At 68.4% G+C, this 25,277-nt stretch carries 22 protein-coding genes; 7 read left to right on the top strand and 15 right to left on the bottom strand.

Features of this window, described 5'->3' with window-relative positions:
* Positions 1 to 3 precede the first annotated feature (3 nt).
* A complete protein-coding gene (locus AVE30378_RS07100) occupies positions 4 to 912 on the bottom strand; it encodes a LysR family transcriptional regulator (protein WP_129240076.1) in 909 nt (302 codons plus the stop codon).
* A gap of 101 nt (positions 913 to 1,013) precedes the next feature.
* Between AVE30378_RS07100 and AVE30378_RS07095 the strand changes: the two genes are divergently transcribed.
* The 4 genes from AVE30378_RS07095 to AVE30378_RS07080 all read left to right on the top strand — a co-directional run bounded on the left by AVE30378_RS07095 (position 1,014) and on the right by AVE30378_RS07080 (position 8,618).
* Complete coding sequence (locus tag AVE30378_RS07095; RefSeq protein ID WP_129240075.1) at positions 1,014 to 4,556, top strand: indolepyruvate ferredoxin oxidoreductase family protein; 3,543 nt, start codon at positions 1,014 to 1,016, stop codon at positions 4,554 to 4,556.
* A 64-nt stretch (positions 4,557 to 4,620) separates the two neighbouring features.
* Positions 4,621 to 5,523, top strand: coding sequence for a LysR substrate-binding domain-containing protein (locus AVE30378_RS07090; RefSeq protein WP_129240074.1), 903 nt, complete (start codon positions 4,621 to 4,623; stop codon positions 5,521 to 5,523).
* A 132-nt stretch (positions 5,524 to 5,655) separates the two neighbouring features.
* Positions 5,656 to 6,633, top strand: a complete 978-nt coding sequence (locus AVE30378_RS07085) for a Bug family tripartite tricarboxylate transporter substrate binding protein (protein WP_129240073.1) — start codon at positions 5,656 to 5,658, stop codon at positions 6,631 to 6,633.
* A gap of 11 nt (positions 6,634 to 6,644) precedes the next feature.
* Positions 6,645 to 8,618 (top strand): aconitase family protein, encoded by a 1,974-nt coding sequence (locus tag AVE30378_RS07080; RefSeq protein WP_129240072.1) that lies wholly within the window; start codon positions 6,645 to 6,647, stop codon positions 8,616 to 8,618.
* A gap of 1 nt (position 8,619) precedes the next feature.
* Here AVE30378_RS07080 and AVE30378_RS07075 read toward each other — a convergent pair whose 3' ends face one another.
* Together AVE30378_RS07075 and AVE30378_RS07070 are read right to left on the bottom strand one after the other, a co-directional pair.
* The gene (locus tag AVE30378_RS07075) at positions 8,620 to 9,189 is read right to left on the bottom strand and encodes an RraA family protein (RefSeq protein WP_165360111.1); all 570 of its coding nucleotides are present in this window, start codon (positions 9,187 to 9,189) and stop codon (positions 8,620 to 8,622) included.
* Positions 9,190 to 9,283: 94 nt separating this feature from the next.
* Positions 9,284 to 9,709, bottom strand: a complete 426-nt coding sequence (locus AVE30378_RS07070; RefSeq protein WP_129240070.1) for an organic hydroperoxide resistance protein — start codon at positions 9,707 to 9,709, stop codon at positions 9,284 to 9,286.
* A gap of 245 nt (positions 9,710 to 9,954) precedes the next feature.
* Here AVE30378_RS07070 and AVE30378_RS07065 point away from each other — a divergent pair, with 245 nt between their 5' ends.
* The gene (locus AVE30378_RS07065; RefSeq protein WP_129240069.1) at positions 9,955 to 10,707 is read left to right on the top strand and encodes a 5'-methylthioadenosine/adenosylhomocysteine nucleosidase; all 753 of its coding nucleotides are present in this window, start codon (positions 9,955 to 9,957) and stop codon (positions 10,705 to 10,707) included.
* 22 nt (positions 10,708 to 10,729) lie between these two features.
* On the opposite strand, the gene AVE30378_RS07060 is transcribed toward AVE30378_RS07065, so the two are convergent.
* From AVE30378_RS07060 to AVE30378_RS33005, 3 genes are read right to left on the bottom strand one after another with little or no spacing between them, the layout of a single operon-like run.
* Entirely contained in the window at positions 10,730 to 12,043 is a 1,314-nt protein-coding gene (locus AVE30378_RS07060) for a sensor histidine kinase (protein WP_129240068.1), read from the bottom strand.
* On the bottom strand, positions 12,040 to 12,780 hold the full coding sequence (locus tag AVE30378_RS07055; RefSeq protein ID WP_129240067.1) for a response regulator: 741 nt from the start codon (positions 12,778 to 12,780) through the stop codon (positions 12,040 to 12,042). The genes AVE30378_RS07060 and AVE30378_RS07055 overlap by 4 nt, the downstream gene beginning before the upstream one ends.
* Positions 12,781 to 12,816: 36 nt before the next feature.
* Complete coding sequence (locus tag AVE30378_RS33005; RefSeq protein WP_279636183.1) at positions 12,817 to 12,945, bottom strand: hypothetical protein; 129 nt, start codon at positions 12,943 to 12,945, stop codon at positions 12,817 to 12,819.
* Positions 12,946 to 13,118: 173 nt separating this feature from the next.
* Between AVE30378_RS33005 and AVE30378_RS07050 the strand changes: the two genes are divergently transcribed.
* Positions 13,119 to 13,808 (top strand): cytochrome c biogenesis CcdA family protein, encoded by a 690-nt coding sequence (locus tag AVE30378_RS07050; protein ID WP_129240066.1) that lies wholly within the window; start codon positions 13,119 to 13,121, stop codon positions 13,806 to 13,808.
* A 30-nt stretch (positions 13,809 to 13,838) separates the two neighbouring features.
* The gene (locus AVE30378_RS07045; protein ID WP_129240065.1) at positions 13,839 to 14,366 is read left to right on the top strand and encodes a thioredoxin family protein; all 528 of its coding nucleotides are present in this window, start codon (positions 13,839 to 13,841) and stop codon (positions 14,364 to 14,366) included.
* On the opposite strand, the gene AVE30378_RS07040 is transcribed toward AVE30378_RS07045, so the two are convergent.
* From AVE30378_RS07040 to AVE30378_RS07000, 9 genes are all read right to left on the bottom strand, one after another.
* A complete protein-coding gene (locus tag AVE30378_RS07040) occupies positions 14,363 to 14,527 on the bottom strand; it encodes a hypothetical protein (RefSeq protein WP_129240064.1) in 165 nt (54 codons plus the stop codon). The two genes, AVE30378_RS07045 and AVE30378_RS07040, sit on opposite strands and share 4 nt — an antisense overlap.
* 309 nt (positions 14,528 to 14,836) lie before the next feature.
* Complete coding sequence (locus tag AVE30378_RS07035; RefSeq protein WP_129240063.1) at positions 14,837 to 15,814, bottom strand: NADPH:quinone oxidoreductase family protein; 978 nt, start codon at positions 15,812 to 15,814, stop codon at positions 14,837 to 14,839.
* 10 nt (positions 15,815 to 15,824) lie between these two features.
* Positions 15,825 to 18,122: a 3-hydroxyacyl-CoA dehydrogenase/enoyl-CoA hydratase family protein gene (locus AVE30378_RS07030; protein ID WP_129240062.1), complete on the bottom strand. Its 2,298-nt coding sequence runs from the start codon at positions 18,120 to 18,122 to the stop codon at positions 15,825 to 15,827.
* Positions 18,119 to 19,258, bottom strand: a complete 1,140-nt coding sequence (locus AVE30378_RS07025) for a thiolase family protein (protein WP_129240061.1) — start codon at positions 19,256 to 19,258, stop codon at positions 18,119 to 18,121. Before AVE30378_RS07025 ends, AVE30378_RS07030 begins: the two co-directional genes overlap by 4 nt.
* 16 nt (positions 19,259 to 19,274) lie before the next feature.
* On the bottom strand, positions 19,275 to 20,288 hold the full coding sequence (locus AVE30378_RS07020; RefSeq protein WP_244234986.1) for an NAD(P)H-dependent flavin oxidoreductase: 1,014 nt from the start codon (positions 20,286 to 20,288) through the stop codon (positions 19,275 to 19,277).
* Between the two features lie 48 nt (positions 20,289 to 20,336).
* The gene (locus AVE30378_RS07015) at positions 20,337 to 21,980 is read right to left on the bottom strand and encodes a fatty acyl-CoA synthetase (RefSeq protein WP_129240060.1); all 1,644 of its coding nucleotides are present in this window, start codon (positions 21,978 to 21,980) and stop codon (positions 20,337 to 20,339) included.
* Positions 21,981 to 22,006: 26 nt separating this feature from the next.
* A complete protein-coding gene (locus tag AVE30378_RS07010; RefSeq protein WP_129240059.1) occupies positions 22,007 to 22,807 on the bottom strand; it encodes an enoyl-CoA hydratase/isomerase family protein in 801 nt (266 codons plus the stop codon).
* 3 nt (positions 22,808 to 22,810) lie between these two features.
* Positions 22,811 to 24,037 (bottom strand): acyl-CoA dehydrogenase family protein, encoded by a 1,227-nt coding sequence (locus AVE30378_RS07005; protein WP_129240058.1) that lies wholly within the window; start codon positions 24,035 to 24,037, stop codon positions 22,811 to 22,813.
* Between the two features lie 77 nt (positions 24,038 to 24,114).
* Positions 24,115 to 25,179, bottom strand: coding sequence for a phosphotransferase family protein (locus AVE30378_RS07000; RefSeq protein ID WP_208742359.1), 1,065 nt, complete (start codon positions 25,177 to 25,179; stop codon positions 24,115 to 24,117).
* Positions 25,180 to 25,277 lie beyond the last annotated feature (98 nt).

Genomic DNA, 25,277 nt, shown 5'->3' with positions numbered 1-25,277 from the left:
GCGTCAGACGCCGCAGGCATACATCATGAACTGGCGGAACGCCTCGGCCGGTTTCGCGATGGCCGCGCGGGGATGCCAGAGCAGGCCCGCCTCCATGGGCGGAACGGCGTCGACGATGGGCACGGCTTCGATCTTCCGGCCTTCCAGCGACCAGGGGCGGTAGACCATGTCCGACAGCATCGTGACGCCGAAGCCGTGCGCCACCAGCCCGCGCAGCGCCTCCATCGAACGCGTCCGGAACGCGATGTCGGGCCGCAGGCCGTGGGCCTGCCAGTAGGCCAGCGCGGAGCGTTCCCCTTCGTCCATTTCCAGCAGGATGTAGGGATACCGCGCGACGTCGGCCAGCGACGGGGGAGAGGACGCCTGCAGCAGCGGATGGCCGGACGCCGTCCATAGCTGGCGCCGGGACCGCACCAGCACGTGGTGCCCGAAGCGTTCGCGATGCTCCACGTTGGACAGCAGCGCGACTCCCAGTTCGACGTCGCCGCTGGCCACGGCCGCCTCGATGTCGGGGCGGTCCAGGTCGACCAGGTCCAGCACCACGTCGGGATAGCGCCGGCGGAAGCGCGCCAGCAGGTCGGGCAGGAAGTAGCCCAGCACCGTGTAGGACGCCGCGATCCGCACCGATCCGCGCAGCGCATAGCGCTGGAAGCCGGGCTCGCGCAGGGCATCTTCCAGGGAGTCGAGCACGTCGCGGGTGCGCTGATGGAAATTGTGCCCTTCGGGTGTCAGCGTGACGCCGTGCGGATGGCGGTCGAACAGGCGCACGCCCAACTGGGCTTCCAGCGCCAGCACGGCATTGGTGATGGCGGATTGCGAGACGTGCTCGTCGGCGGCGGCCATGGAGAACCGGCCCGTGCGGGCGGCGGCCGCGAAGTAGCGGAGCTGGCGCAGGGTGACATCGTTAGCCATCTGTTTATCGAATACCAGATACATGAATATATGAATATACGATAACCAGCGCCATTCCTACACTGCGGAAAACATCAAAACCTGGAACGCAGGAGACAAGCGTGAACGCCTCACTCTCTACCGGCGCGGCCGATACCCATGGCCTGACGCTGGACGACAAGTACACCCGGACCCACGGGCGCATCTACCTGAGCGGCACGCAGGCTCTGGTGCGGCTGCCCCTGATGCAAAAACAGCGCGACCGCGAGGCGGGCCTGAATACCGGCGGCTACATCTCGGGCTACCGCGGATCGCCGCTGGGCGGGCTGGACCAGGCGCTGTGGAAGGCCAAGCGGCATCTGCAATCGCACGACGTCGTGTTCCAGCCGGGAGTGAACGAGGACCTGGCGGCCACGGCCGTGTGGGGCTCGCAGCAACTGAACCTGTTTCCGGGGGCGACGCGCGACGGCGTGTTCGGCATGTGGTACGGCAAGGGGCCCGGCGTGGACCGCTCGGTGGACGTGCTCAAGCACGCCAATTCCGCCGGCACTTCCGCGCACGGCGGCGTGCTGATGCTGGCGGGCGACGACCACGCCGCGAAGTCCTCGTCGGTGGCGCACCAGTCCGAACACGTGCTGATCGCCAGCGGCATCCCGGTGCTGTACCCGTCCAACGTGCAGGAATACCTGGACTACGGGCTGCACGGCTGGGCCATGAGCCGCTACACCGGTCTGTGGGTGGCCATGAAATGCGTGACCGACGTGGTGGAATCCAGCGCGTCGGTGGACGTGGATCCGGAGCGGCTGCGCATCGTGCTGCCGCAGGATCCGCTACCCGAAGGCGGCCTGAACATCCGCTGGCCGGATTCGCCGCTGGCGCAGGAGGCGCGGCTGCTGGACCACAAATGGTACGCGGCGCTGGCCTACGTGCGGGCCAACAAACTGAACCGGGTCGTGCTGGATTCGCCGCGCGCGCACTTCGGCATCATGACGGCCGGCAAGGCCTATCTCGACGTGCGCCAGGCCTTGAACGACCTGGGACTGGACGAGGCCGCCTGCCGCGAGGCGGGCATACGCGTGCTGAAGGTGGGCTGCATCTGGCCGCTGGATGCCCAGGACGCGCGCGAATTCGCGACGGGGTTGAAGGAAATCCTGGTGGTCGAGGAAAAGCGCCAGATCCTGGAATACGCGCTGAAGGAGGAACTCTACAACTGGCGCGACGACGTGCGGCCGCGCGTCTACGGCAAGTTCGACGAGCGCGAGCACGGCGGCGGGGAATGGTCCACGCCGCGCGGCGGCTGGCTGTTGCCGGCGCGCCATGAACTGTCGCCGGCGCTGATCGCGCGGGCGATCGCCGCGCGCCTGGACAAGGCTGGCCTGTCCGAGGTGCTGCGCGCGCGCATCGCGGCGCGGCTCGCGGTCATCGACGCCAAGGAGCGCGAGGCCGCCCGGCCCACGCTGGTGGAAGAGCGCAAGCCCTGGTTCTGCTCGGGCTGTCCGCACAATACGTCCACGCGCGTGCCCGAGGGGTCGCGCGCGGTGGCCGGCATCGGCTGCCACTACATGGCGATGTGGATGGACCGCAAGACCGACACCTTCAGCCAGATGGGCGGGGAAGGCGTCGCCTGGCTGGGCCAGAAGGATTTCACGTCCGAACGGCACATTTTCGCCAACCTGGGAGACGGCACCTATTTCCATTCGGGGCTGCTGGCGATCCGCGCGGCGGTCGCGGCGCGCGCGTCCATCACCTACAAGATCCTCTACAACGATGCGGTCGCGATGACCGGCGGGCAGCCGGTGGACGGCGTGCTGACCGTGCCGCAGATCGCCGCGCAGATGCAGGCGGAGGGCGTGGCGAAGACCGTGGTGGTGACCGACGAGCCGGAGAAGTACGCCGGCGCGGGCGCCTTGCCGGGGGCGGTCGAGGTGCATCACCGCGCGGCGCTGGACGAGGTGCAGCGCGCGCTGCGCGACATCGCGGGCACGACGGTGCTGATCTACGACCAGACCTGCGCCACCGAGAAGCGCCGCCGCCGCAAGCGCGGCGACTATCCGGATCCGCCACGCCGGGCGTTCATCAACGAAGCCGTCTGCGAGGGCTGCGGCGATTGCTCCGTGAAGTCCAACTGCCTGTCCGTCGAGCCGCTGGATACGCCGATGGGCACCAAGCGCCGCATCAACCAGTCGTCCTGCAACAAGGATTTTTCCTGTGTCGAGGGCTTCTGTCCCAGCTTCGTGACGGCCGAAGGCGCCGTCCTGCGCAAGCCCGGCGCGGCGGCGGGGGCGCCGGCGCTGCCCGAGGCGCCGCTGCCCGCCCGCGCGGATATTCCTGCCGGCGCGGCGTACCGCGTGGTGATCGCGGGCGTGGGAGGAACGGGCGTCGTGACCGTCGGCGCGCTGCTGGGCGCGGCCGCGCATATCGAAGGCAAGGGGGTGACCGTGCTGGACATGGCGGGCCTGGCGCAGAAGGGCGGCGCCGTGCTCAGCCACGTGCAGTTGGCCAATCGTCCCGAAGACCTGCACGCCACGCGCGTGGCGCTGGGCGAGGCGGACCTGGTCATCGGCTGCGACGCGCTGGTGTCGGCGTCGCCGGAGGTCCTCTCGCGGCTGCGGCCGGACCGAGGCCGGGCCGTGGTGAACAGCACGGCGGCGCCGACCGCGGCGTTCCTGTCGCAGCCGGGCTGGCGCTTTCCCGGCGCCCAGGCCGAGGCCGCGCTGGCGCGGAGCACGGGCGGCAATTGCGGCTTCATCGAAGCCGGGCCCCTGGCCGAGGCGCTGCTGGGCGACAGCATCTACGCCAATCCGCTGCTGCTGGGCTATGCCTGGCAGCAGGGCGGGCTGCCGCTATCGCGGGACAGCCTGCGGCGCGCGATCGAATTGAACGGCGTGGCGGTGGAAAAGAACCTGGCCGCCTTCGAACTCGGCCGCCGGGCGGCGCACCTGGGCGCCGACGCGCTCAGGCCGGCGCCCAGGGCCCAGGTGCTGGCGCTGCCCGAATCCCTGGACGGCAGGATCGGGCGTTTGGCCGAGCACCTGCGGGCCTATCAGGACGAGGCCTACGCGGCGAGGTTCGTGGCCGCCGTGCAGGCCGTGCGCGCCCGCGAGGCCCTGCTGGCCGACCCGGGCGGCTTCGAGGTGACGCTCTCGGTCGCTCGAAACCTGGCCAGGCTCATGGCCTACAAGGACGAATACGAAGTGGCCCGCCTGTACGTGGATCCGGCATTCAAGGCCCGGCTGCGCGAGCAATTCGAAGGCGAGCCCGGGCGCGACTACCGCTTGCGCTATTACCTGGCGCCGCCCGCGATCGCGCGGCGCGACGCCCAGGGCCGCCCGCTCAAGCGCGCCTTCGGCCCGTGGATGGCGCGGGTATTCCACCTGCTTGCGCCGATGAAGCGGGTGCGCGGGACCTGGCTGGACGTCTTCGGAAAGACCGCCGAGCGCCGTATGGAAAGGCAGTTGGCCTCCGATTACCTCGCACTGGCGGAGGAATTCTCGCGGACACTGGATGCCGGCAACCGCGACGCGGCGCTGGCGCTGGCGGCGCTGCCGGACGACATCCGCGGCTATGGCCACGTCAAGGAACAGGGCGTGGAACGGGCGCGCTCGCGCGAAGCCGCGCTGTGGGAACGCTACCGGAAGCGGGCGCGGGAGTCCCTGGCGGCCTGAGGCGCGGGCGTGGTGTACGATCCCCGGCGTTAGGGGGCGCCGCCGCGCCCCGTCCTGCCCGACCATGGAAAACCTCCTACGCAAACTCGATCTGACTTCGCTGCGGCTGTTCGTCGCGGTGTGCCAGGAGAACAGCATCGCGCGGGCCGCCGAGCGCGAATTCATCGCGCCCTCCGCCGTCAGCCGGCGGATCGCCGAGATGGAATCGCTGGTGGGCCTGGCGCTGATCGAACGCCATACCCGCGGCGTGAGCGTGACGCCGGCGGGGCAGACAGTGCTGCGCCATGCGCGGCGCATCATCGGCGACGTCGAGGCCATGGGGGCGGAACTCTCGCGGCTGTACGCCGGCGTGAAGGGCCACGTGCGGCTGGTGGCGAACCTGTCGGCCATCGTGCAGTTCCTGCCCGAGGACGTCGCGGCGTTCCAGCGCCTGTTTCCCGAAGTGGACATCGACCTGGAAGAGCAGCACAGCCCGGACGTGCTGCGCCTGGTCCGAGAACGCGCCGCGGATTTCGGGATCTGCAATCGCATCCCCGGCGCGCAGGGCGTGGAGCAGCTTCCCTACCGCCGCGACCGGCTGGCGGTCATGCTGCCGGCCCGGCATCCCAAGGCGGCGGCCCGGCAACTGAGCCTGCATGACATCGCGGGCGAGACCTTCGTGGGCCTGCGCGAGAACAGCGCGCTGACGCAGTTGCTGGCGGCGCAGGCGGCTGCGCTGGGCGCCACGCTGTCGGTCAAGATCCGCGTGGCGAGCCTGGATGCGCTATGCCGCATGACCCACGCGGGCCTGGGCATCGCGGTCATGCCGCAACAGGTGGCCGAGCTGTACCTGCAATCGCTGGACGTGGTCGTGCGGCCCTTGTCCGACGAGTGGGCGCAGCGCCAGCTCTGCATCGTCTTCCAGGACCAGAGCCAGTTGTCCGCCACGGCCGCCACGCTGGTCAAGTTCCTGGCGCAGCAAGGCTGACGCCATCTCGGTTCGCGATGGCCGCCGTGCCAAGAGGACACTTCGGCGATCGGCGGCATCTCCTTATAGTCGAAGCGCGTCATGCGACGGGACGGGGCAACGAGACCCCGCTGCGCTTCACAAGGAGACAACATGAATCCCCCCAATCGATTCCTCGCGGGCTGTATGCTCGCGCTCAGCATCCTGGGCCCCGGCGGCCAGGCGCTCGCGGCGGACTACCCGGACCGTCCGATCCGCCTGATCGTGCCGACCTCGCCCGGCTCCACCGCGGACGTGGTGGCGCGCGTGGTGGCCGAGAACCTGGGCAAGACGCTGGCCCAGCCGCTCATCGTGGAGAACCTGGCCGGCGCGGCGGGCATTCCCGGCACCCGGCAACTGGTGGCGGCCAGACCCGACGGCTACACGCTGGCCATCGTGTCATCCAATCACGCCATCAATCCCAGTCTGTACAAGAGCATGCCGTACGATTCGGTGAAGGACGTCACGCCCATTTCGGTCATCGGCACGACGCCGCTGGCGATGGTGGCGGCGGAGGATTCGCCGTACCGCAGCATCGGCGAGCTGCTGGCAGCCGCGCGGGCGCAACCGGGCAAGATCAACTACGGTTCGTCGGGCAGCGGCAGCGTGCTGCACCTGGCGGGCGAACTGCTGAAATCCAGGGCCGGCGTCGACATGATGCACATCCCCTACCGGGGCGGCAACGCCCTGATAACGGACGTCATGTCCGGCCAGATCCAGGTGGCGTTCCTGGCGGTGCCTTCCGTGCTTGCGCAGGTGCAGGCGGGAAAGCTGCGCGCGCTGGCCGTCAGCACGCCCGAACGCGTCGCCGCGCTGCCCGGCGTTCCGACCCTGGACGAGTCCGGGGTGAAAGGCTATTCGTATGACGCCTGGATCGCGCTGATCGGGCCGGCGGGGCTGCCGACGGGCGTCGTCCAGCGGCTGCAGGCGGCCACACAGCAGACCATGCGGGATCCGGCCGTCCTGAAGACGCTGGCCCCGCAGGGCTTCGTGGCGCAGGGCAGCAGCACCGAGGTCGCGGTCCGGACGCTGGCCGACGAAATCTCCAAGAGCCAGGCCCTGGTCAAGGCCGCGGCGGTCACTCCTGAATAGCGCCGGGCGATATGGCTACCTATGTACTCGACGGGCCGGCCCGGCTGCTGTTCCTGTCGCGCGATCCGGCGCGGGTGACGGCGCAACTGGCGGGGACGGCCCTGGCGCCGGAGCAGGCGGGACCGCTGCGCGACGACATTTCCACCGACGAAATCACGCCGGTTCCGATCCTGACCCATTTCGACGAGCAGTTGGGCCGCTATCCCTACACCGGCCTGCGGGCCGGCGATGTACTGCCGATCGGCATGGATGCGATCAAGCGGGCGGGCGTGAACGTCGTCGTGGGCGGAAAGCGCTATGGCAAGGGCTCTTCGCGCGAGCACAGCCCCATGGCGGAGAAGTCCGCCGGGGTCCGCCTGGTCATCGCGGAAAGCTTCGAGCGCATCTATCGGCAGAACGCCGACAACATCGGCCTGTACACCAGCACCGATATGGGCCTGGCGGAACGCCTGCGGCAGGGCGCCGCCATCACGGTGGACGAGATCGTCGCGGACCGCGACGCCCTTGCCGCCGCCATCGTCAGGGCGGGGGGGCTGCTGGCCTTCGGCCAGGCGCGGCTCGGCGGCGTCGAGCCGCAGCCCGCCGCCGAAGACGCCGCGCCACGCACCCTGTTCGAGAAAATAATCCTGCGCCACCTGCTGCGCACGGCCGTGACGCCGGCCGCGCCCGAGCCGGGAGACGGCGTCTTCATCCGCGCGGACTGGCGCTTCATCCATGAGTACTACACCGGCATGGCGGCCCATATGCTGCATGCCCGCTTTGGCAAGCCGCTGCGCCTGGTCGACCGCGAGCGCATCGTGGTCTTCGAGGACCATACCTCCTACGTGGATGAAAGCCCCAATCACGTGCGGGCCGGCATCGTTCCCAACGTGCTCGCCATGTGCCGGGCGCAGCGCGGCTTCGTCGAAGCCTACGGCTTGCGTCAGCACCGCACGCTGACCGAGACCGAGGCCGCCCGGGATGCCGGCGGCAACGTCGCCGGTATTTCCCACGCCATGATGGCGGAGCGCTACGCGCTGCCGGGCCAGGTGGTGGTGGGGACGGATTCGCATACCCCGCACAGCGGCGCGCTGGGCTGCGTGGCGTTCGGCGTGGGCACGACCGACATGGCCAATGCCTTCGTCACCGGCGCGGTGCGCTTGACGGTGCCCGCGTCGTTGCGGGTCGAACTGGCGGGGGTGCTGCCGCCGGGCGTGACGGCCAAGGACGTCGTGCTGCATTTGCTGGCGCTGCCGGAAATCCGGTCGGGCGCGGGCGTGGGCAAGGTCTTCGAGTTCACGGGGGAGGCGGTGGCGGCCCTGTCCATCGATGAACGCGCGACGCTGACCAACATGACCGCCGAGCTGGGCGGCCTGACCGGAATCGTGGCGCCGGACGCCGAGACCGCGCGCTTCCTGCGCGAACGGCGCGGCGTGGACGCGGCGATCGAACCGTGGATGCGCAGCGACCCCGGCGCGGCCTACGCCGCGACGCTGCGGGTGGACTGCGGTGCCTTGTCGCCGTTGGTCGCGGCGCCGGGCGATCCGGGCAACGGCGTGCCCCTGGCCACGCTGCGGGAACGTCCCCGGGTCGACATCGCGTACGGCGGATCCTGCACCGCCGGCAAGCGCGAAGACTTCGACCATTATCACGAGGTGCTGGCCTGGGCGGTGGAGCGCGGGCTGAGCATTCCGCCTGGCGTCGCCCTGTACCTGCAATACGGCACTACCGCCGTCCGGGACTACTGCGTGGCGCGAGGCTACGACCGGACCTTCGCGGCGGCCGGCGCGCGCATCCTGCAACCTTCCTGCGGCGCCTGCGCCAATTGCGGGCCGGGATCGTCCGTCGATGCCGGGCAGGTGACGGTCAGCGCCATCAACCGGAATTTCCCCGGGCGCTCGGGCCCCGGCAGCGTCTGGCTGGCCAGTCCGCCCACCGTCATGGCCAGCGCCCTGGCGGGCGAGTTGACCTCGTTCGCGGAGTTGCAGGCGCGCCACGCGCCCTGAGTCAGCCCGCCGCCGGCCCGCCCGGCGCGTCGGTGTGGCGGCGGGACAGCAGCACGACGCCATCGGTGTCGGCGTACAGCCAGTCCCCGCTGTGGATTTCGACGCCGTGGATCAGCACGCGCGTTCCCGCAGCCGCCTGCGCCATGTTGCGCGGCCGGTTGGGCATCGTGCCCAGGGCGTGGATTCCCAGCGGCATGCGCGCCAGCGCCTGGGTGTCGCGCGCGTAGCCATTGAGCAGCACGCCGCTCCAGCCGTTCTGCACGCCCATGGCGGCCATGCGGTCGCCCAGCACGGCATGCGCGGCGTTGCCCAGCGCGTCCACAGCCAGCACCCGGCCCTGTCCGGGTTCCGCCAGCAAGCCCGCCAGCGACAACGCGCCGTCCGCGTCCGGCGAGGGCACCGCCACCACCTGGCCGAAATACCAGGGCCTGCCGCCATACGGGCGGAACACGGGCGGCAGCACGCGCAGCCCCCAGGCGGGATCGTCCATGCGGCTGTCGCACAGATCGGCGGTGCTCCAGGTGACGTCGGGCGCATTGCGGTAGCTGGGCGGGGTGAAGGTCTGGGTCATCGGTAGGCGGCGGGTTCGGGGACGGGGGAAACGTCCATATTGCCATGCACCGGCGGTGCTGTGTGCAGGGTTGACCCCGGCGGCCGATCGCCCTTCAGGCGATCTCGATCCGCACGTCCACGTTGTCCCGTATCGCGCGCGAGTACGGGCACATCCCATGCGCGCCTTCCACCAGCAGGCGCTTCTGCTCTTCTTCAAGCCCTGGCAGCGATACCGCCAGCACCACCCCCAACGCGAAGTGCTCGCCGTTGTCGACCTTGCCCAGCGACACGCTGGCGTCGATCGCCACGTCCTGTGGAAGCGCGATGCCGTGCGTGGCGCCGGCGCGCCTCATCGCGCCCATGAAGCAGGCGGAATACCCCACCGCGAACAGTTGCTCGGGATTGGTGCCGGGCCTGCCCGATCCGGGCGGGCTCAGTTGCACGTCCAGGGCACCGTCGCTGCTGCGGCCGGCGCCGTCGCGGCCGCTGGTGGTGTGGGTGTGGGCGGTGTACAGCACTTGCTCGAGTTGCTTTGCCATGATGGCTCCTGATTTGGGTTGCGGCGAGGCCGCGGCGTTGGAACGAACTGCGTTTGGAGCCTGCATTGCAGCAAGCCGGTGTATCCGTCATGTGTCGGCCGGATCGGCGGTTCGCGTGCTGCTGTATCCGCTGCCGGCGCCGATACGTTGCGATACAGGGCGGCCCGGCGGGTCCGGGCCATTTCGGGAAATCGCCGCAATCGAGTATGTTGCGCCTTCAATGCTATTCAACGGAAAAAGACAAGATGGGACGTCTGGCCATCCTGGGCGCGCTGCACGAAGAAATCGCCGATCTGCTTGCGGCGATGGATTCCGGCGCGGCCGTTCATCGCATCGCGATGCGCGATTTCCATGTGGGCACGCTATGGGGCACGCCGTGCGTGATCGCGCTGAGCCGCATCGGCAAGGTGGCCGCCGCCGCCACGGCGTCCATCGTCATCCGGGAATTCGGGGTTTCCCGGGTAATCTTCACCGGCCTGGCGGGCGGCCTGCATGCGGATGTGGAGGTGGGCGACGTAGTGGTTGCCCATACCTTGATGCAGCACGATATGGACGCGCGGCCCCTGTTCGGACAGCATGAGATCCCGCTGCTGGGCCGGGTGCGCTTCGAGGCGGATGCCGGATTGAGCAAGCTGTTGCAGGACAGCGCGGCGGACTTTGTCCGCGACCGGGGCGTGGCGGACGGCGCCCCGCGCGTCCAGCCCAGGGTCCATGCCGGCCTGATCGCCACCGGCGACGTGTTCGTGAGCCGCGCCGAGGAGGCCCAGGCATTGCGCGAGCGCCTGCCGGACGCGCTTTGCGTTGAGATGGAAGGCGCGGCCATGGCGCAGATCTGCTATGAATTCGGCATTCCGTTCGCGGTGATGCGCGTGATTTCAGACCGCGCCGACCATGCCGCGAAGGCCGACTTCACGGCGTTTCTGGAGAATGTGGCGCGGGTCTACACGGCGGGCATCCTGGCGCCCTTGCTGAAGTCGGGCGCGCTGTCGGGCGCCTGATGCCGCACGGAAAGGCCCGGCGCTAGCGGGCGAGGCGAAGTTCCGCGGACAGACCGCCGCCGTCGCGGTTGCTCAGGATCAGCTTGGCGCCGACCACCACCGCAAGCTGCTGCGCGATCGCCAGGCCCAGGCCGGTGCCGCCGGTGTCACGGTTGCGCGAGCTTTCCAGGCGGTAGAAGGGTTGCAGCACGGCGTCCAGTTCATGCTCCGGGATACCGGGCCCCCGGTCCAGCACGAAGACCGATAGCGGCGCGCCTTCTTGAACATCGACGCGTATCTCGGCCGCGCCCGCGAATTTCAGGGCGTTGTCGACCAGGTTGCCCAGAACCCGGCGCAGCGCATGCGGACGCGTCAAGAGCGGCCCCGCGGCGGCGCCTGACAGCGTGACCGCCTTGCCCGTGTCCTGGTAGTCGTAGACTAGGCTCTCCAGAAACGCGTGGAGTTCCACGCGAACGGGCGTTTCGACGTTGCCGTGGGCGCTGCGCGCGTAATCGATGCCCTCGCGCACCAGCCGCTCCACCTCGTTCAAGTCCTGCGCGAACTTGTCCCGGTCGGCGGATTCTTCCATGAATTCCGTGCGCAGCTTCATGCGGGTGAGCGGCGTTTGCAGGTCGTGGGAGATGGCGCCCAGCATCTGCATCCGTTCCGCGACGTGAGCGGCAATGCGCTCCTGCATGGCGTTGAACGCGGCGGCGGCGCGCGCCACTTCGGCGGGCCCGCGCTCGCTGAGCAGCGGGCTCTTGGCGTTCGGGTCCAGCTCTTCGGCGGCGCGGGCCAGCCGCGTCAGCGGGCGCACGGCCAGGCGGACGGCAAGCCAGGCGCATCCGACCAGCAGAATCAACTGCACCGCCAGCACGACGATCAGCCACGGCGCGGGACGCATCGCCGACAGGTGGATGTCCAGCACCGCGGGCTGGCCATCGGACAGCACGGCCCGCGCCTGGATATGGCGAGGGTCGCCGGCCATGGCGCGTATGGAGACCGGGCGGCTGCCCAGCGCGGCCTGGATGGATTGGGCAACGCCGCGGGCGGCATCCAGCCGCAGCGGCTGGTCGGCCTCGCCGTTGCCCAGCCGGTACTCGCGGCTGCCGCTGGACAGGCGCGCCAGCCAGGCGGGGCGTTCGTCCGCGGGCAGGCGGTCCAGGATGTCCATGGCGATGGCGACGTCTCGTTCCAGGTCGCCCAGCATCATGCTCTTGGTGGCGCTGTAGCGTTCATAGAACAGCGAGGCGAACGACAGGCCGTAGGCCAGCAACAGGCCCGCCAGGAAGATCAGGAACAGCCGGGCGACCAGCGTGCGGGGCCAGGCGTGGCGGCGAAGGACGGAGGCGGTCACCGATCGGATTCCGAGACGTCGACGGCGGCCGAGAATACGTAGCCTTCGCTGCGCACGGTCTTGATGTACAGGGGCTCGCGGGCGTCTTCCCGCAGCCGCTGGCGCAGGCGGCTGACCAGCAGGTCGATGGAGCGGCCGAAGAAATCGGCGTCGCGGCCCTGCGTCAGGCTCAGCAGTTGATCGCGGTTCAGCACGCGTTGCGGATGGTCCAGGAAGACGCGCAGCAGCCGGTACTCGGCGCCGCTGAGCGACACGACGGTGCCGTCGGCGTCGAGCAAATGGCGCGCGGTGGTGTCCAGGCGCCACTCGCCGAAGGCGATCTCGCGGCCGGGTTCGGTCACCTGGAAGTTGGGCGGCAGCATGCGCGCGCGGCGCAGGATCGCCTTGATGCGGGCCAGCAGTTCGCGCGCCACGAAGGGCTTGACCAGATAGTCGTCGGCGCCCATTTCCAGGCCGATGACGCGGTCCATGTCGTCGCTGCGCGCCGTCAGCAGCAGGATGGGGATGCGGCGGTGCTTGCCGCCGCGCAATTCGCGGCATAGCACCAGGCCGTCGTCGCCGGGCATCATGATGTCCAGCACGATCAGGTCGACGGCCAGGCTTTCCAGCAGGGATCGCATCTGCCGGCCGTCGGCCGCCAGCGTGACGGTCATGCCGTTCTTCTTCAGGAAGTTGCCGGCCAGTTCGCGTATTTCCCGGTCGTCGTCGACGATCATGACGTGATCAACGTGATCCATCTGCGGATGCCTTTCTGGGGTAGGGGGGCGTGCCGTTCATGATACCGGCGGCTGGGGGTCTCGGCGCGGACGCGTGTTGACGATGAGCTGGCACTGGAACGGCTTGGCGGCTTCCGCGCTGAAGCCGCCGAACATCAGCAGCAGCACGGCAAGAATGCGTTTCATCGGAGGTCTCCGGGCAGAGGGGATGGCCGGTTTATAGCGCGGCGGGCTCCGGCATGTGTGTCGTACTGTATACGCGGCGGCGGCGGATACATAAGCACGAAAAACGGCGCCGATCCGGCACAAGCCGGATACCTGCCCAGGGTGCAATGGGGCCTCTTTCCCGAGGACACCCCATGGACCTGATCGACACCCCCATCGCCCTGCTGGCCGGCATGCTGACCATCGCGTCGCCATGCGTGCTGCCTTTGCTGCCCGTGCTGCTCGGCACCTCGCTGGAGCGCCCCGGCCGGATGCGTCCCTTGTTCGTCGTGTCCGGCTTCGTGCTGGCATTCGCCGGGCTGGGCATCGCGCTGAGCCTGCTGTCCAACCTGAATGCGTCGGTGCATGACGCGGTGCGCTCCGCTTCGATCGCGTTGTTGGCGCTGTTCGGCCTGGCGCGCATCTGGCCGCAACCGTATGACCGCCTGATCGCCCGCTTCGGCGGGCCGTTGCAGCGGCTGGCGTCCAGCGCCGGCGGCTCCGGCAGCGGGAACGCCGGCGGCCTGCTGCTGGGCCTGTCGCTGGGCGCCGTGTGGACGCCCTGCGCCGGCCCGGTCCTGGCGTCGATCCTGGTGCTGGCCGCCAAGGCGCAGGACCTGGCCCAGTCCAGCACCCTGCTGCTGGTGTTCGCCATCGGCGCCGGCATTCCCATGCTGGCGATCGCCTACGGCGGGCAGGCCATCGCGGCCCGGGTGCGCGGGCTGTCCCGCTACACGCACCGCCTGCAACAGGGTTTCGGCGCAGTGCTCATCCTGACCGCGGCCGCCATCCATTTCCAGTACGACATCCTGGCCTACGCCTGGATCAGCAACCTGTTCAATTGACTCACGCCACCGACCCCAAGGAGTTCGACCATGTTTGCCTCACTCAAGAAGATCGCGCTGGGCGCCTTGTTTGCCGTCTCCGCGGCCGCCGCCGGTTCCGCGCAGGCCGCCGCCGGCCCCGTTCCCGCGCCGGAATTCGCCGGCATCGAAAACTGGCTCAACAGCCCGCCGCTGACCCTGGCGTCGCAGCGCGGCAAGGTCGTGCTGGTGGATTTCTGGACCTACACCTGCATCAACTGCATCCGCACGCTGCCATATGTCGCGGCCTGGCACCAAAAGTACAAGGACCAGGGCCTGACCGTGGTGGGCGTGCATACGCCGGAGTTTCCATTCGAGCGTTCGACGCCCAACGTCCAGAAGGCGCTGGAGCGTTTCGGCATCGCCTATCCCGTGGCGCAGGACAACCGCTACGCAACCTGGGACGCCTACCGCAACCAATACTGGCCGGCGGTCTACCTGATCGACAAGCAGGGCAGGATCGTCTACCGCCATTTCGGCGAGGGCAATTACGCCGAGACCGAAGCGGAAATCCAGCGCTTGCTGGCGCAGCCGGGCTAGCGCCCCGTATCCGGGTAGTTCGGTCCGGCGTCGTGGAAGCCGTCGGTGCTGTAGGGATTCACGGCGCCGGGATGGGGAGGTCCGCCTTGTCCCGGCGCGCAGCCCGCAAGGAACAGCGCCGCGGCGAGCACGGAAAGCAGGCGGGTCAGTGCGAGTGTCATGGCGATCTCCTGCGTCTGCCCCTTCGGCAGGCGCGTAGCTTGTAGCGTATGGAGGAATTATAGAGCGGCGTCCGGGAAGTGCGCTTCCTGCGTCCAGACTGCCCTGACCGCTCTCCAGATTCAAAGTCACGTAGCGGCCGCGTTCGCCTTTGCCGTATTGCGGCATGCCCTTTTCGGGGGCGCTGCGGGCTCGGCACGCATGCTTGGCTGCCAGGCGGGGCCGGAATCCGGACCGCGGGCAAGCGCCGCGGCCTGGGCCAACAGCAGGGCGCTGGCTGGCGGCAACGGGTAGAGGCTGGCCCCGGGCCGTTATCCATTGCGCACGATCAGTTTTCCCATCACCTTTCGGTCGTTCATCCGCGCATACGCCGCCTTTAGTTCCGACATCGGCATGATCCGATCGATCGGAGGTTTGAGTGCGCCGGCCCGAAGCATGTCGACGAGTTCATCCAGCATGCGGGCATTCGCCGCGGGCTCGCGCCGCGCGTAGTCTCCCCAGAACACGCCCACGACAGAGGCGCCCTTGAGCAGCGGCAGGTTCATCGGCAGCGCGCCGATGGCGCCTGCCGCGAACCCTACAACCAGATAGCGCCCGCGCCACGCGATGGAGCGGAAAGCGGGCTCGGCGTAGGGGCCGCCGACGGGGTCATAGATGACGTCGGGGCCGCGGCCGTCGGTCAATGCCTTCAGTTCGGCGCGCAGATCCTGGGTGGCGTAGTTGATCGCGGCCTGTGCGCCCAGCTCCACGCAGTAGGCGCACTTGGCGCTGGTGGAAGCGGCGGCGATGACCCGTGCGCCGGCCGCCCGCGCGATCTGGATGGCGGATGAACCCACACCGCCCGCCCCGCCCAGCACGAGCACGGTTTCACCGGCCTTGAGCGCGGCGCGGTCCATCAGCGCGTGGTGCGAGGTGGCGTACGCCATGACGAAGGCGGCTGCCTCGGCAGGATCGCAATCCGAGGGCATGCGCAGGCATTTTTCGACGGGCGCGACCGCGTGCGTGGCGAACCCGCCGGTGCCCGCGTAACAGGCGGCCCGATCTCCGGGCGAATAGCCGCTCACGCCATTGCCGACGGCGCGCACGATGCCGGCGTACTCGCAACCGGGAACGAAGGGCAACTCGGGCTTGAACTGGTACTTGTTCTGCACGATCAGCAGATCGGGAAAATTCAGGCTGGCGGCCTCGATCTCGATCAGCAGTTCGCCGGGGCCCGGCGCTGGCGCCGGCAGTTCGGTCCAGGCCAGGTCCTGCGCGCCGGTGGGCGTCTTGCATAGCCAGGCATGCATGCGTTGTCCTTTAGGAGTTCAAGGGTTTGCCTGTGCGCAGCATGTGCTCGATGCGCGCGCGTGCCACGGGGCTGCGTGTCAGCGCCAGCATGGCGTCGCGTTCCAGCGCGTAGACGGCGCTTTCCTCCAGGCCGATGACAGCGTCGGCATCGGGGCCGCCGGTCAAGACGTCCGCCAATACGTGTTCGACCGACGCCGAGGCGGCGCTCTTGCGTCCCGCGGCGACTTCGCCGTCGATGTGGTCTCGCAGAGCCAGGCTGCCGCTGGGGCCCGCCAGCGGCAGCAGCACGGGTTCTGGCGCGCGATAGCCGGCGGCCAGCTCCAGGCAGCGCGCATGCGCCTGCGCCAGTACCTGGCCGCGGTTCATCACGATGCGGTCATCGGCGCGCAGAATCCCCATGTCACGGGCCAGTGCCGCCGACCCCGAGGTTTGTCCGCCGGCGATGACGGCGTATGCCTGACGCGCAATGGCTACCGGGCCTTTGGGGACGCCGGACGTTTGCAGGGCGCGGATGAGCAACTGGGCGCAACCGCCCCAGGCGGGGATCAGTCCCACCTTGCTTTCAGGCAGACCGGCGGAGGTCTCGGCGGCCGCGACGATGGCGTCGCAGTGCAGGGCCAGTTCACATCCGCCGCCCAGCGCCAGTCCGTGCAGGGCGGCGACCACGGGGAAGGGGGCGAATCGCAGCGCGCGCAATGCGTCTTGGCCGGCGGCGACGAAGCGGCGCAGGGCGGCTTCATCATTGCGGTCCATGCATTGCAGGATAAAGCGCAGGTCCGCGCCGGCGGAGAAGGCGCGCGGGTGGTCGTTGCCAACCACCAGGCCTGCGAAGCCCTCGGGTACGCGGGCGATGGCCTCGCGGATCAGGTCGAAGGCCGGCTCGTCCAGGACATTCATTTTGGTGGTCAGTTCCAGGCCGGCTATGCCGCCGCCCAGATCCCACAGCGCCGCCGAGCCATTGCGCAGCACGGCTGGGCTGCGGCCGCGCGCTTGCCGCAACGACAGTTGGCCAGACGACGCTTGTATGGGCGTCATCGTGCCTGCGACGTGCATCCGGGACATGCCGTCATTGCTGTAGAAGCCGCCGTGGGCCAAGGCGTGCCGCAGCAACGCGGGCACGGGATCGCCGTCGCGTTCGAAGCGGGCGACGATGGCGGCCACGCCGATCTGGTCGGCCAGCGCAAAGGGCCCTTGCTTCCACGAATAGCCCAGTGCTATGCCCGCGTCGATGGCGGCGACGTCGTCGGCGATTTCCGCGGCCACGTCGCAAGCGTAGCGGATGAAGTGCTTGAACACGGTCCAGACATAGCGGTCCAGCGTGCTGTCGACGGCGCCTGTGAGGCCTGGCGCCGGCAACTCGCCGGACTGCACCGGGCGATAGTCGAGAGATTCCAGGTCCATCGCCAGCAAGCCGCCTGAGGCCGCCTGCTGGTAAAAGCCTGCGCGCGTCTTGCGGCCCAGCCTGCCAGCCTCGATCATGCGCGTGAACAGGGAGTTGCGTGAAATGTCGTACCGATGGCAGCCGTCGTCTGCGGGCAGTGCCTGCGCCAGGCTGCCCCACACCAATGGCACCAGATCCAGCCCGATCAGGTCCAACAGTCCGAATACGCCGGTGCGAGGCGCGCCGAAAGCTCGCGCGATAGTGGCGTCCGCGACATCGACGTCCAGGCCGCAGCGCATCGCTTCGAGCACGGCGGCGCCGATCCAGTAGCAGCCCAGGCGATTGGCGATGAAGCCCGGCGTGTCCTTGGCGCGGATCACCGTCTTGCCCAGCGCGGTCTCGCCGCCCCGCACGGCCAGATCGACGGCGGTGGGCGACACTTCGGCAGCGCTGACCAGTTCCATCAGCGGCATGTGGCGCGGCGGGTTGAAGAAATGGGTGATCAGGAAGTGGCGGCGGAAGTCCGGGTCCAGGCCGTCAGCCAGCGCTTCCCGCGCCAGCGTGGAGGTGTTGGACGACACGATGGCGCCGGCGCGGCGCAGCGGTTGCAGGCGCCGGTAGAGCGCCTGCTTGGCGGCGCGGTCTTCGACGATAGCCTCGATGATCCAGTCGGCATCGGACACCAACGCGATGTCTTCCTCGGCGCGGGCCGGGGTCACCAGGCGGGCGGCGTCCGGGTGCATGAAGCCGCCGATCTTCAGTTGCCGTTCGATGCCGGCGCGCGCGACGGCCGCGCCGTCCTGCGAGCCCGCGCCCGGCCGGTCCAGCAGCACCACCGGAATGCCGGCGTTGGCGAACTGGGCGGCAATGCCGGCGCCCATGGACCCCGCGCCAAAGATGGCGACCTTATTGAGGGATGCGGTCATACTGCCTCCAGGACCATCGCGGTGCCCATGCCGCCGCCGATGCACTGAGTGGCCACTGCGTAGCGTTCTCGATGGCGGCGCAGCAACTGAGCCGCCTTGCCGACCAGCCGCGCGCCGGTGGCGCCCAGCGGATGGCCCAGCGCAATGGCGCCGCCATCCCGGTTGAGGATTTCGGGATCGATACTCAGGTCGCGGCGGCAGGCCTCCGCCTGCGAGGCAAAGGCCTCGTTCATCTCGACCACGCCCACGCGATCCATGCCTACGCCGGCGCGTGCCAGCGCCTTGCGGGTGGATTCGATGGGACCCAGCCCCATCAGGCCGGGCTCGCAGCCCGATACGGCAAAGCTCGCGACGCGCGCATAGGGCGTCAGGCCATTGCGGACCAGGAAGTCCTCGGAGCAGACCAGCAGCGCCGCGGCGCCGTCCGTCATGGGGCTCGATGTTCCGGCCGTGACGCTGCCGTCCTGCTTGAAGGCAGGCTTGAGCCTGGCTAGTTGTTCCAGCGAGGTGTCGCGCACGCAGCCGTCTCGATCGATCGCGCCTTGCGTTGTCTCGATTGCCACGATTTCTTCGTCGAAACGGCCTCCCTGCTGCGCGGCCCACGCCTTTTGCTGGCTATGCAGTCCGTAGCGGTCCTGGTCTTCGCGCGACAAGCCGTACATATCGGCCACCCGTTCGGCGGTAAGGCCGACGTTGCAGTAGTCGGCGACCTGCTGCGGCGTCCAGGCCGGATTGGGCGCCAGGTTGAATCCCATCATCGGCACGCGCGACATGCATTCCGTGCCGCCCGCGACAAAGGCGTCGCCCGCGTTCATGGCGATCATGCCGGCGGCCATCTGCACGGCCTGAATGGCCGAGCCGCACCAGCGGTTCACCGTGACGCCGCCGCAGGTTTGCGGCAGGCCGGCCTGCAGGCCCACGACACGGCCCAGGTTGATGCCTTGCTCTCCTTCGGGAAAGGCGCAGCCCCAGACCACGTCTTCTATTGCGGCGCCGTCCACGCCGGCGCGTTCCAGCAGGGCCCGGACCACCGCGGCTCCCAGTTCATCCGGCCGCGTCCGCGCCAAACCGCCCTTGCGGGCAAAGGTGAAGGGCGAGCGGGCGTAGCCCGCGATGTATGCATCGCGTCGCATCATGGATTCCTTTATCGGGTTAGAAGCAGGTGTTGGCGGCGGCGAGGCTGTCCCGGCACTCGCGAGCCATGCGTTGCAGCAATTCGGCGCAACTGGGGATGTCGTGGATGAGCCCCACGACTTGTCCGCCCCAGATCAGGCCGTCATCGATGTTGCCGGTCTCCAGTGCCCGGCGTCCGCGGGCACCCATGACCAGGGGATGGATCTCGGCGAACTCCACGCCGCCGGGCCGGCGCTCTTTGGCGACCACTTCGTTGGAGACCTTGTTGCGCAGCACCCGGCCAGTGTTCTTCAAGGTGCGGAAGATCAGGTTGGTGTCGCGTTCGGTCAGTTGCACCATCATCTGTTTGACGTTGTCGTGGATGGGCGCTTCCTGGGTGGCGCAAAAGCGGGTGCCCATGTTCACCCCCTCGGCGCCCAAGGCCAGGGCGGCGGCCATGCCGCGTCCGTCTCCGATGCCGCCAGAGGCGATCACGGGGATATTCAGCGCCGCGACGGCGATGGGGATCAGTACCAGGCCTGGCACGTCGTCTTCGCCCGGATGGCCGGCGCATTCGAAGCCGTCGATGGAAACGATGTCCACGCCGTTGCGCTGGGCCGATAGGGCATGCCGGACCGAGGTGCATTTGTGCAGGATCGTCACGCCTGCCGCCTTCGCTTTCTGGATGAACTCTTTGGGATTGTTGCCCGCGGTTTCCAGGATCTTCACGCCGCTCTCGATGATGGCGTCCAGATAGGCTTCGTACGGCGGCGGGTTTGCGCTGGGCAGGATCGTCAGGTTCACGCCGAAGGGCCGGTCGGTCATGGCGCGGCAGCGTGCGATCTCGTCGCGCAGTGCCTGCGGCGAGGGCTGGGTCAAGGCGGTCAGCACGCCCAGGCCTCCGGCATTGGAGACAGCCGCCGCCAGTTCGGCGCGGCCGACCCACATCATGCCGCCTTGTACGATGGGGTAGCGGATGCCCAGCATATTGCTGACACGGGTGCGGATAGCGGCGACCGGGGCGCTTGCTGCGGAGAGGGACGGGGTATCCATGCGTACATCACCTTTCTAGTGAAGAGGTTGGGGCGGGCTGGCCGCCCGTCAGCTCGTGGCCAGGCGGCCGTGCGCTGCGTTCTGGCCGGCGTCGGCGTAAAGGCGGCGCAGTTCGCGCTTCAGGATCTTGCCGCTGGCCGTCTTGGGCAGTTCATCGGCGATGACGATCTGCTTTGGCGTTTTGTATCCCGCCAGGCGCGCGCGGCAATAGCGGATGACTTCCCGCGGATCCAGTTCGTCGCCGGGCCGCGCCACCACGACCGCGACCACCATCTCGATCCAGTCGGGATGGTCGACGCCGAACACCGCGGCCTCGGACACGCGGGGGTGGCTGTAGAGCACTTCCTCGACCTCTCGGCTTGCGACGTTCTCGCCGCCGGTCTTGATCATGTCCTTGATGCGGTCCACCACGTACAGGTGGCCGCTGGGCGCGAAGTAGCCCAGGTCGCCGGAATGGAACCAGCCGCCGCGAAAGGCTTCGGCAGTCTTGGCGGGGTCGCGGTAATAGCCCAGCGCGGCGTGCGGGCTGCGATGCACGATCTCGCCTACCTGGCCGACGGGGGCGGGCCGGTCGTCGGCGTCGACGATACGGGTCTCGACGTTGAGTACGGGGAGGCCGGCGGAGCCGGGGTACAGGCGCTGGTCTTCCGGGTCCAGCGCGGTGGCGAGCGACGCCATCTCGGTCTGGCCATAGAAGTTCCAGAAGCGGATGTCGGGCAGTCTGGCCTGTAGCGTATTCAATACTTCGACCGGCATGGCGGATGCGCCGTAGTACGCCTTGCGCAGGGTGCTGAGGTCCGTCGTGCCGAACGTGGGGGATTGCAGCAGCGCCGTCCAGATGGTCGGCGGGCAGAACAGGTTGCTGATGCGCTCGCGTTCGATCGCGCGCAGGATCTGTTCCGGGTCTGGGCGGCGCAGGATCACGCTGGTCGCGCCCAGGAAGATGTCGGTGCTGAGAAAGTTGTCCAGTTGCGCGCAGTGATACAGCGGCAGCGCATGCACCTCGCGGTCGCGCGCCTCCATGCCGCCGCTGACGATGCAGCTTGTGTATTGCCAGAGCAGGCTACGGCTGCTCAGCAGCACGCCTTTGGGCCGCGATTCCGTGCCGCTGGTGTACATAATGCGCACGGGGTCTTCATCGCCGACAACCACCTCGGGCGGGGCCGGGTGGTCGGACGCGATCCACTCGTCGAAACCCGTCCACCCGTCAGGCGCGGCGTCAAGCTCGAAGCTGATCGCGACCTTCAGGCGCATGGCGGCGGTTGCCTGCGCCAGCGCGGCATCCGCCGTCGCGGCCAGCGCGTCTTCGGCCACGATGGCCGCCGCTTCGCTGTGGTCGATCAGATAGGCGATCTCGGCCGGGCCCAGCATGTAGTTGACCGGCACGGCGATGATGCCGCGGCGGGCCGCGGCAAAAATCATTACCGGAAACTGCCAGCAGTTATGCGAAAACAGCAGCAGCCTGTCGCCCTGGCGCAAGCCGGCAGCGTGTAGCGCGGCCGCGGCCAGGTCGATTTGCGCGTCGAATTGCGCGAACGTCAGACGCGTCGGGCCGTCGATGATCGCCTCCTTGTCCGGATAGCGGACGGCGGAGCGGCGCGGCAGGTCGCCCAGGGTCTGGCGGCGGGCGGATGCGACCGGGCCGCGCGTGGCCGCGCCGTCCGGGTCGGCGTAGTCTTGGTACGTGAGCACGAGTTTGTCTCCTCCGTCTCGGTTTTTCAGTACCCGCGGAACTCCGGCGCTCTTTTTTCTCTGAATGCCTGAAGCGCTTCGACCATGTCGTGGGTGCGGGTGGCGAGTACCTGGGTCCGGTTCTCCAGCGCAATGGCAGCTTCCAGCGATGGCGCATCCACGTTCTGCTGCACGATCTGCTTGGTCAGCGCCATGCCGACCGGACTGTTCTGGCAAATCATCGTAGCGATTTCCAGCGCTCGCGGCAGCAGATTTTCAGAGGTTGTCACATCGGTGACCAGGCCGATGGCGGCAGCCTCGTCGGCCAGCACGAAACGGCCCGTCAGCAGGATCTCGTAGGCGCGTCCCAGTCCCACCAGGCGCGGCAGCAGCCAGGACGTGCCCACATCGCCGCCGGACAGGCCGATGCGGACAAAGGCGGCATTGAATTTGGCGGCGGTCGACGCGATGCGGATGTCGGCCGCCAGCGCCAGCCCCATGCCCGCGCCGGCTGCGGCGCCGTTGACGGCCGCAATGACAGGCTTTCCCAGGCGCCGAAAGCCCGCCACGGCATCGGCCCAGGACGTCTGGCCGCGCAGCATCTGGGCGGCGGGCATTTCGGGCAGGAGGGCGGCCTGGTCCAGGTCCAGCCCGGCGCAGAATGCCCGCCCGGCGCCGGTCAGCACCAGCACGCGCACCGTATCGTCCGCCTCCGCGACGCGTTGCAGCGCATGGAACTCATCGAACATTTCGAAAGTGATGGCATTGAGCCGGTGGGGCCGGTTCAGCTCGGCCATCAGCACGCCGGGGGATGGATGGGACAGGGTCAGGGTGTTGAAGGTCGTCATGGCCTACTCCGCTTTCAGTGCGGGGGCGGTCTTCAGCTCGGCCAGCGCCACCGACCGGTAATGGACCTCGTCGGGGCCGTCCGCGATCTGCAGGAAACGGGCCTGGGCGTAAAGGGCGGCAAGCGGGGTGTCCTGCGACAGGCCGCCGCCGCCATGGATCTGGATCGCGTCGTCCACGATCTTTTTCACTACTTGCGGCACCAGGATTTTGGCCGCGGCGATGTCGTGCCGCGCCTCCTTGTTGCCGGCCGTGTCCATGCGCCAGGCGGCGCGCAGCACCAGCAGGCGAGCGGCGTTCAGGCGGACGCGAGCATCGCCGATCTGTTGCTGCACCACACCCTGTTCGGCCAGCGGCTTGCCGAAGGCCACGCGCGATTTGGCCCGCGACGTCATCGCCGCGATGGCGCGTTCGGCCATGCCGACCAGACGCATGCAGTGATGAATCCGGCCCGGGCCCAGGCGGGCCTGCGCCACGGCAAAGCCCTTGCCGCGGGGGCCCAGCAGGTTCTCTACCGGAACGCGGACGTTCTTGAAGTCGATGACGCCGTGCCCGCCTTCGTGGCGGTCGTCAAAGCCCAATACCTTGGTGGATCGCAACACGGTCATGCCGGGCGTGCCCATCGGCACCAGCACAATGCTGTGACGCGAACCCGTGGGCGCATCCGGGTCCGTCACGCCCATCACCATGGCGACCTTGGTGTCGGGCCGAAGCGCGGCCGTGGACCACCATTTGCGTCCGTCCAGCACCCAGTGATCGCCTTCCCGGGCGATGCGCAGTTCGATGTTATTGGCATCTGAACTGGCCACGGCGGGCTCGGTCATCGAGAAGCAGGACCGGATGTCGCCTGCCAGCAAAGGCTTTAGCCATTGTTCGCGCTGCTCGGGCGTGCCGTAGTGGTGCAGCAGTTCCATGTTGCCGGTGTCGGGAGGCGAGCAGTTCAGCGCCTCGGGCGCAATCTGCGGGCTCCAGCCGGTAAGTTCGGCAAGCGGTGCATATTCCAGATTGGACAGGCCCGCGCCCAGGTCGGACGACGGCAGGAACAGATTCCACAGCCCGCGTTCTTTGGCCTGCGCCTTCAGTCCGGCCATGTGCGGCGCAGGGCCCCAGTGGTCGTGATGATCCTCGTAATACTGATCGATGGCTGCTTCCGAGGGCAGGACGACCTCTTGCAGGTAGGAGCGCAGGCGGGCCTGCAGGGTTTGCACCTTTTCGCTGTACTCGAAATCCATCTCCAACTCTCCTTGGAATGCCGGGCGGCGCGCTGCCGGGCCGGCTTGTTGCCGTGCGGACCGAGGGGTTTTCCGGTCTAGGGGCTCAGCCGGCGCAATGCGCGTGCCAGCAGCGGGTCGACCATTTCGCCCACATTGTCGAAATCGGCGCCCCGGGTGTGGCCTTTCAGATGGCGGGCGTGGATGCCCTCCAGGATCACGGCGATCTTGAAATCGGCAAAGGCGATGTACCAGTCGATTTCGGGCGGATCGATGCGGCGGCAGGCGGCATAGCGTTCGAGCAGGTCGGCCGTGCTGAGGAAACCTGCCAGCGCCGTGGTGCCCGCCGTGATGGGATTGAAGGGGCGGTCCGGCTCGTCCCAGAAGCTGAGCAGGATGCCCAGATCGGCCAGGGTGTCGCCATGGGTGGACATTTCCCAGTCCAGAACGCCCAGGATGCGGGTCGGGTCCTGGCGGTCGAGCATTAGGTTGTCGACCTTGTAGTCGCCGTGCACGATGCCGGGATAGCGCAAGGGGGGAACCGCCGCGCCCAGCTTCTCCAGCACTTTGGAAATGCTGTCGCGCGGCCGGGTGCACGAGGCGTCCCATTGTTTTTTCCAGCGTTCCAATTGGCGGTTCAGATAGCCCCGGGGGCGACCGAAATCGTCCAATTGGGCGGCCGCCGCATCGATCTGGTGCAGTTCCGCGAGCGTGCGGATCAAGGCGCCGGACAGACCTGTGCGCTGCGCGGGCGTCAAGGCCGCGGCCTGTTGCTGCGTGCGCAAGGTGATGCCGTCCACCTTTTCCATCACATAGAAGGCGCAGCCGGCAATCGACAGGTCTTCGCAATACGCCAGCGGCGTCGGCACAGGGTAGCCCTGGGCGGCCAGGGCCGACAGCACACGGTATTCGCGTTTCATGTCGTGCGCGGTGGGCAGCACCAGGCCGAAAGGGGGGCGGCGCAAGATCCAGGTGTTGCGGCCGTCGTCGATTTCATACGTGGGGTTGGAGCGGCCGCCGGCGATCAGGCGGGCGGCAAGCGTGGCACCGACCCCGCCTGGCAGGCGAGTGTCCAGGAAGCGCCTGAGCCGCGGCAGGTGCAGGTCCGAAGCGGGGGGTGGGATTTCTGCCAGACGGGGCTGAATCTCTACGAATTCCGTCAACGCGGCCTCCAATATTTAACTGATCGATCAGTAAGTTAATTGGATTATGAAATCCTATTGACAATCAAGTCAACTAGATTTTTACTTGTGATTCAAAG

Source organism: Achromobacter veterisilvae (assembly GCF_900496975.1).
GTDB lineage: Bacteria > Pseudomonadota > Gammaproteobacteria > Burkholderiales > Burkholderiaceae_B > Achromobacter > Achromobacter veterisilvae.
This window is presented reverse-complemented; position numbering and strand designations above follow the sequence as displayed.

Coding starts and splice junctions, on each gene's coding strand:
- AVE30378_RS07100 (WP_129240076.1), bottom strand. CDS start 912: ATGGCTAACGATGTCACCCTGCGCCAGCTCCGCTACTTCGCGGCCGCC.
- AVE30378_RS07090 (WP_129240074.1), top strand. CDS start 4,621: ATGGAAAACCTCCTACGCAAACTCGATCTGACTTCGCTGCGGCTGTTC.
- AVE30378_RS07085 (WP_129240073.1), top strand. CDS start 5,656: ATGAATCCCCCCAATCGATTCCTCGCGGGCTGTATGCTCGCGCTCAGC.
- AVE30378_RS07080 (WP_129240072.1), top strand. CDS start 6,645: ATGGCTACCTATGTACTCGACGGGCCGGCCCGGCTGCTGTTCCTGTCG.
- AVE30378_RS07075 (WP_165360111.1), bottom strand. CDS start 9,189: ATGACCCAGACCTTCACCCCGCCCAGCTACCGCAATGCGCCCGACGTC.
- AVE30378_RS07070 (WP_129240070.1), bottom strand. CDS start 9,709: ATGGCAAAGCAACTCGAGCAAGTGCTGTACACCGCCCACACCCACACC.
- AVE30378_RS07065 (WP_129240069.1), top strand. CDS start 9,955: ATGGGACGTCTGGCCATCCTGGGCGCGCTGCACGAAGAAATCGCCGAT.
- AVE30378_RS07055 (WP_129240067.1), bottom strand. CDS start 12,780: ATGGATCACGTTGATCACGTCATGATCGTCGACGACGACCGGGAAATA.
- AVE30378_RS33005 (WP_279636183.1), bottom strand. CDS start 12,945: ATGAAACGCATTCTTGCCGTGCTGCTGCTGATGTTCGGCGGCTTCAGC.
- AVE30378_RS07050 (WP_129240066.1), top strand. CDS start 13,119: ATGGACCTGATCGACACCCCCATCGCCCTGCTGGCCGGCATGCTGACC.
- AVE30378_RS07045 (WP_129240065.1), top strand. CDS start 13,839: ATGTTTGCCTCACTCAAGAAGATCGCGCTGGGCGCCTTGTTTGCCGTC.
- AVE30378_RS07040 (WP_129240064.1), bottom strand. CDS start 14,527: ATGACACTCGCACTGACCCGCCTGCTTTCCGTGCTCGCCGCGGCGCTG.
- AVE30378_RS07035 (WP_129240063.1), bottom strand. CDS start 15,814: ATGCATGCCTGGCTATGCAAGACGCCCACCGGCGCGCAGGACCTGGCC.
- AVE30378_RS07030 (WP_129240062.1), bottom strand. CDS start 18,122: ATGACCGCATCCCTCAATAAGGTCGCCATCTTTGGCGCGGGGTCCATG.
- AVE30378_RS07025 (WP_129240061.1), bottom strand. CDS start 19,258: ATGATGCGACGCGATGCATACATCGCGGGCTACGCCCGCTCGCCCTTC.
- AVE30378_RS07020 (WP_244234986.1), bottom strand. CDS start 20,288: ATGGATACCCCGTCCCTCTCCGCAGCAAGCGCCCCGGTCGCCGCTATC.
- AVE30378_RS07010 (WP_129240059.1), bottom strand. CDS start 22,807: ATGACGACCTTCAACACCCTGACCCTGTCCCATCCATCCCCCGGCGTG.
- AVE30378_RS07005 (WP_129240058.1), bottom strand. CDS start 24,037: ATGGATTTCGAGTACAGCGAAAAGGTGCAAACCCTGCAGGCCCGCCTG.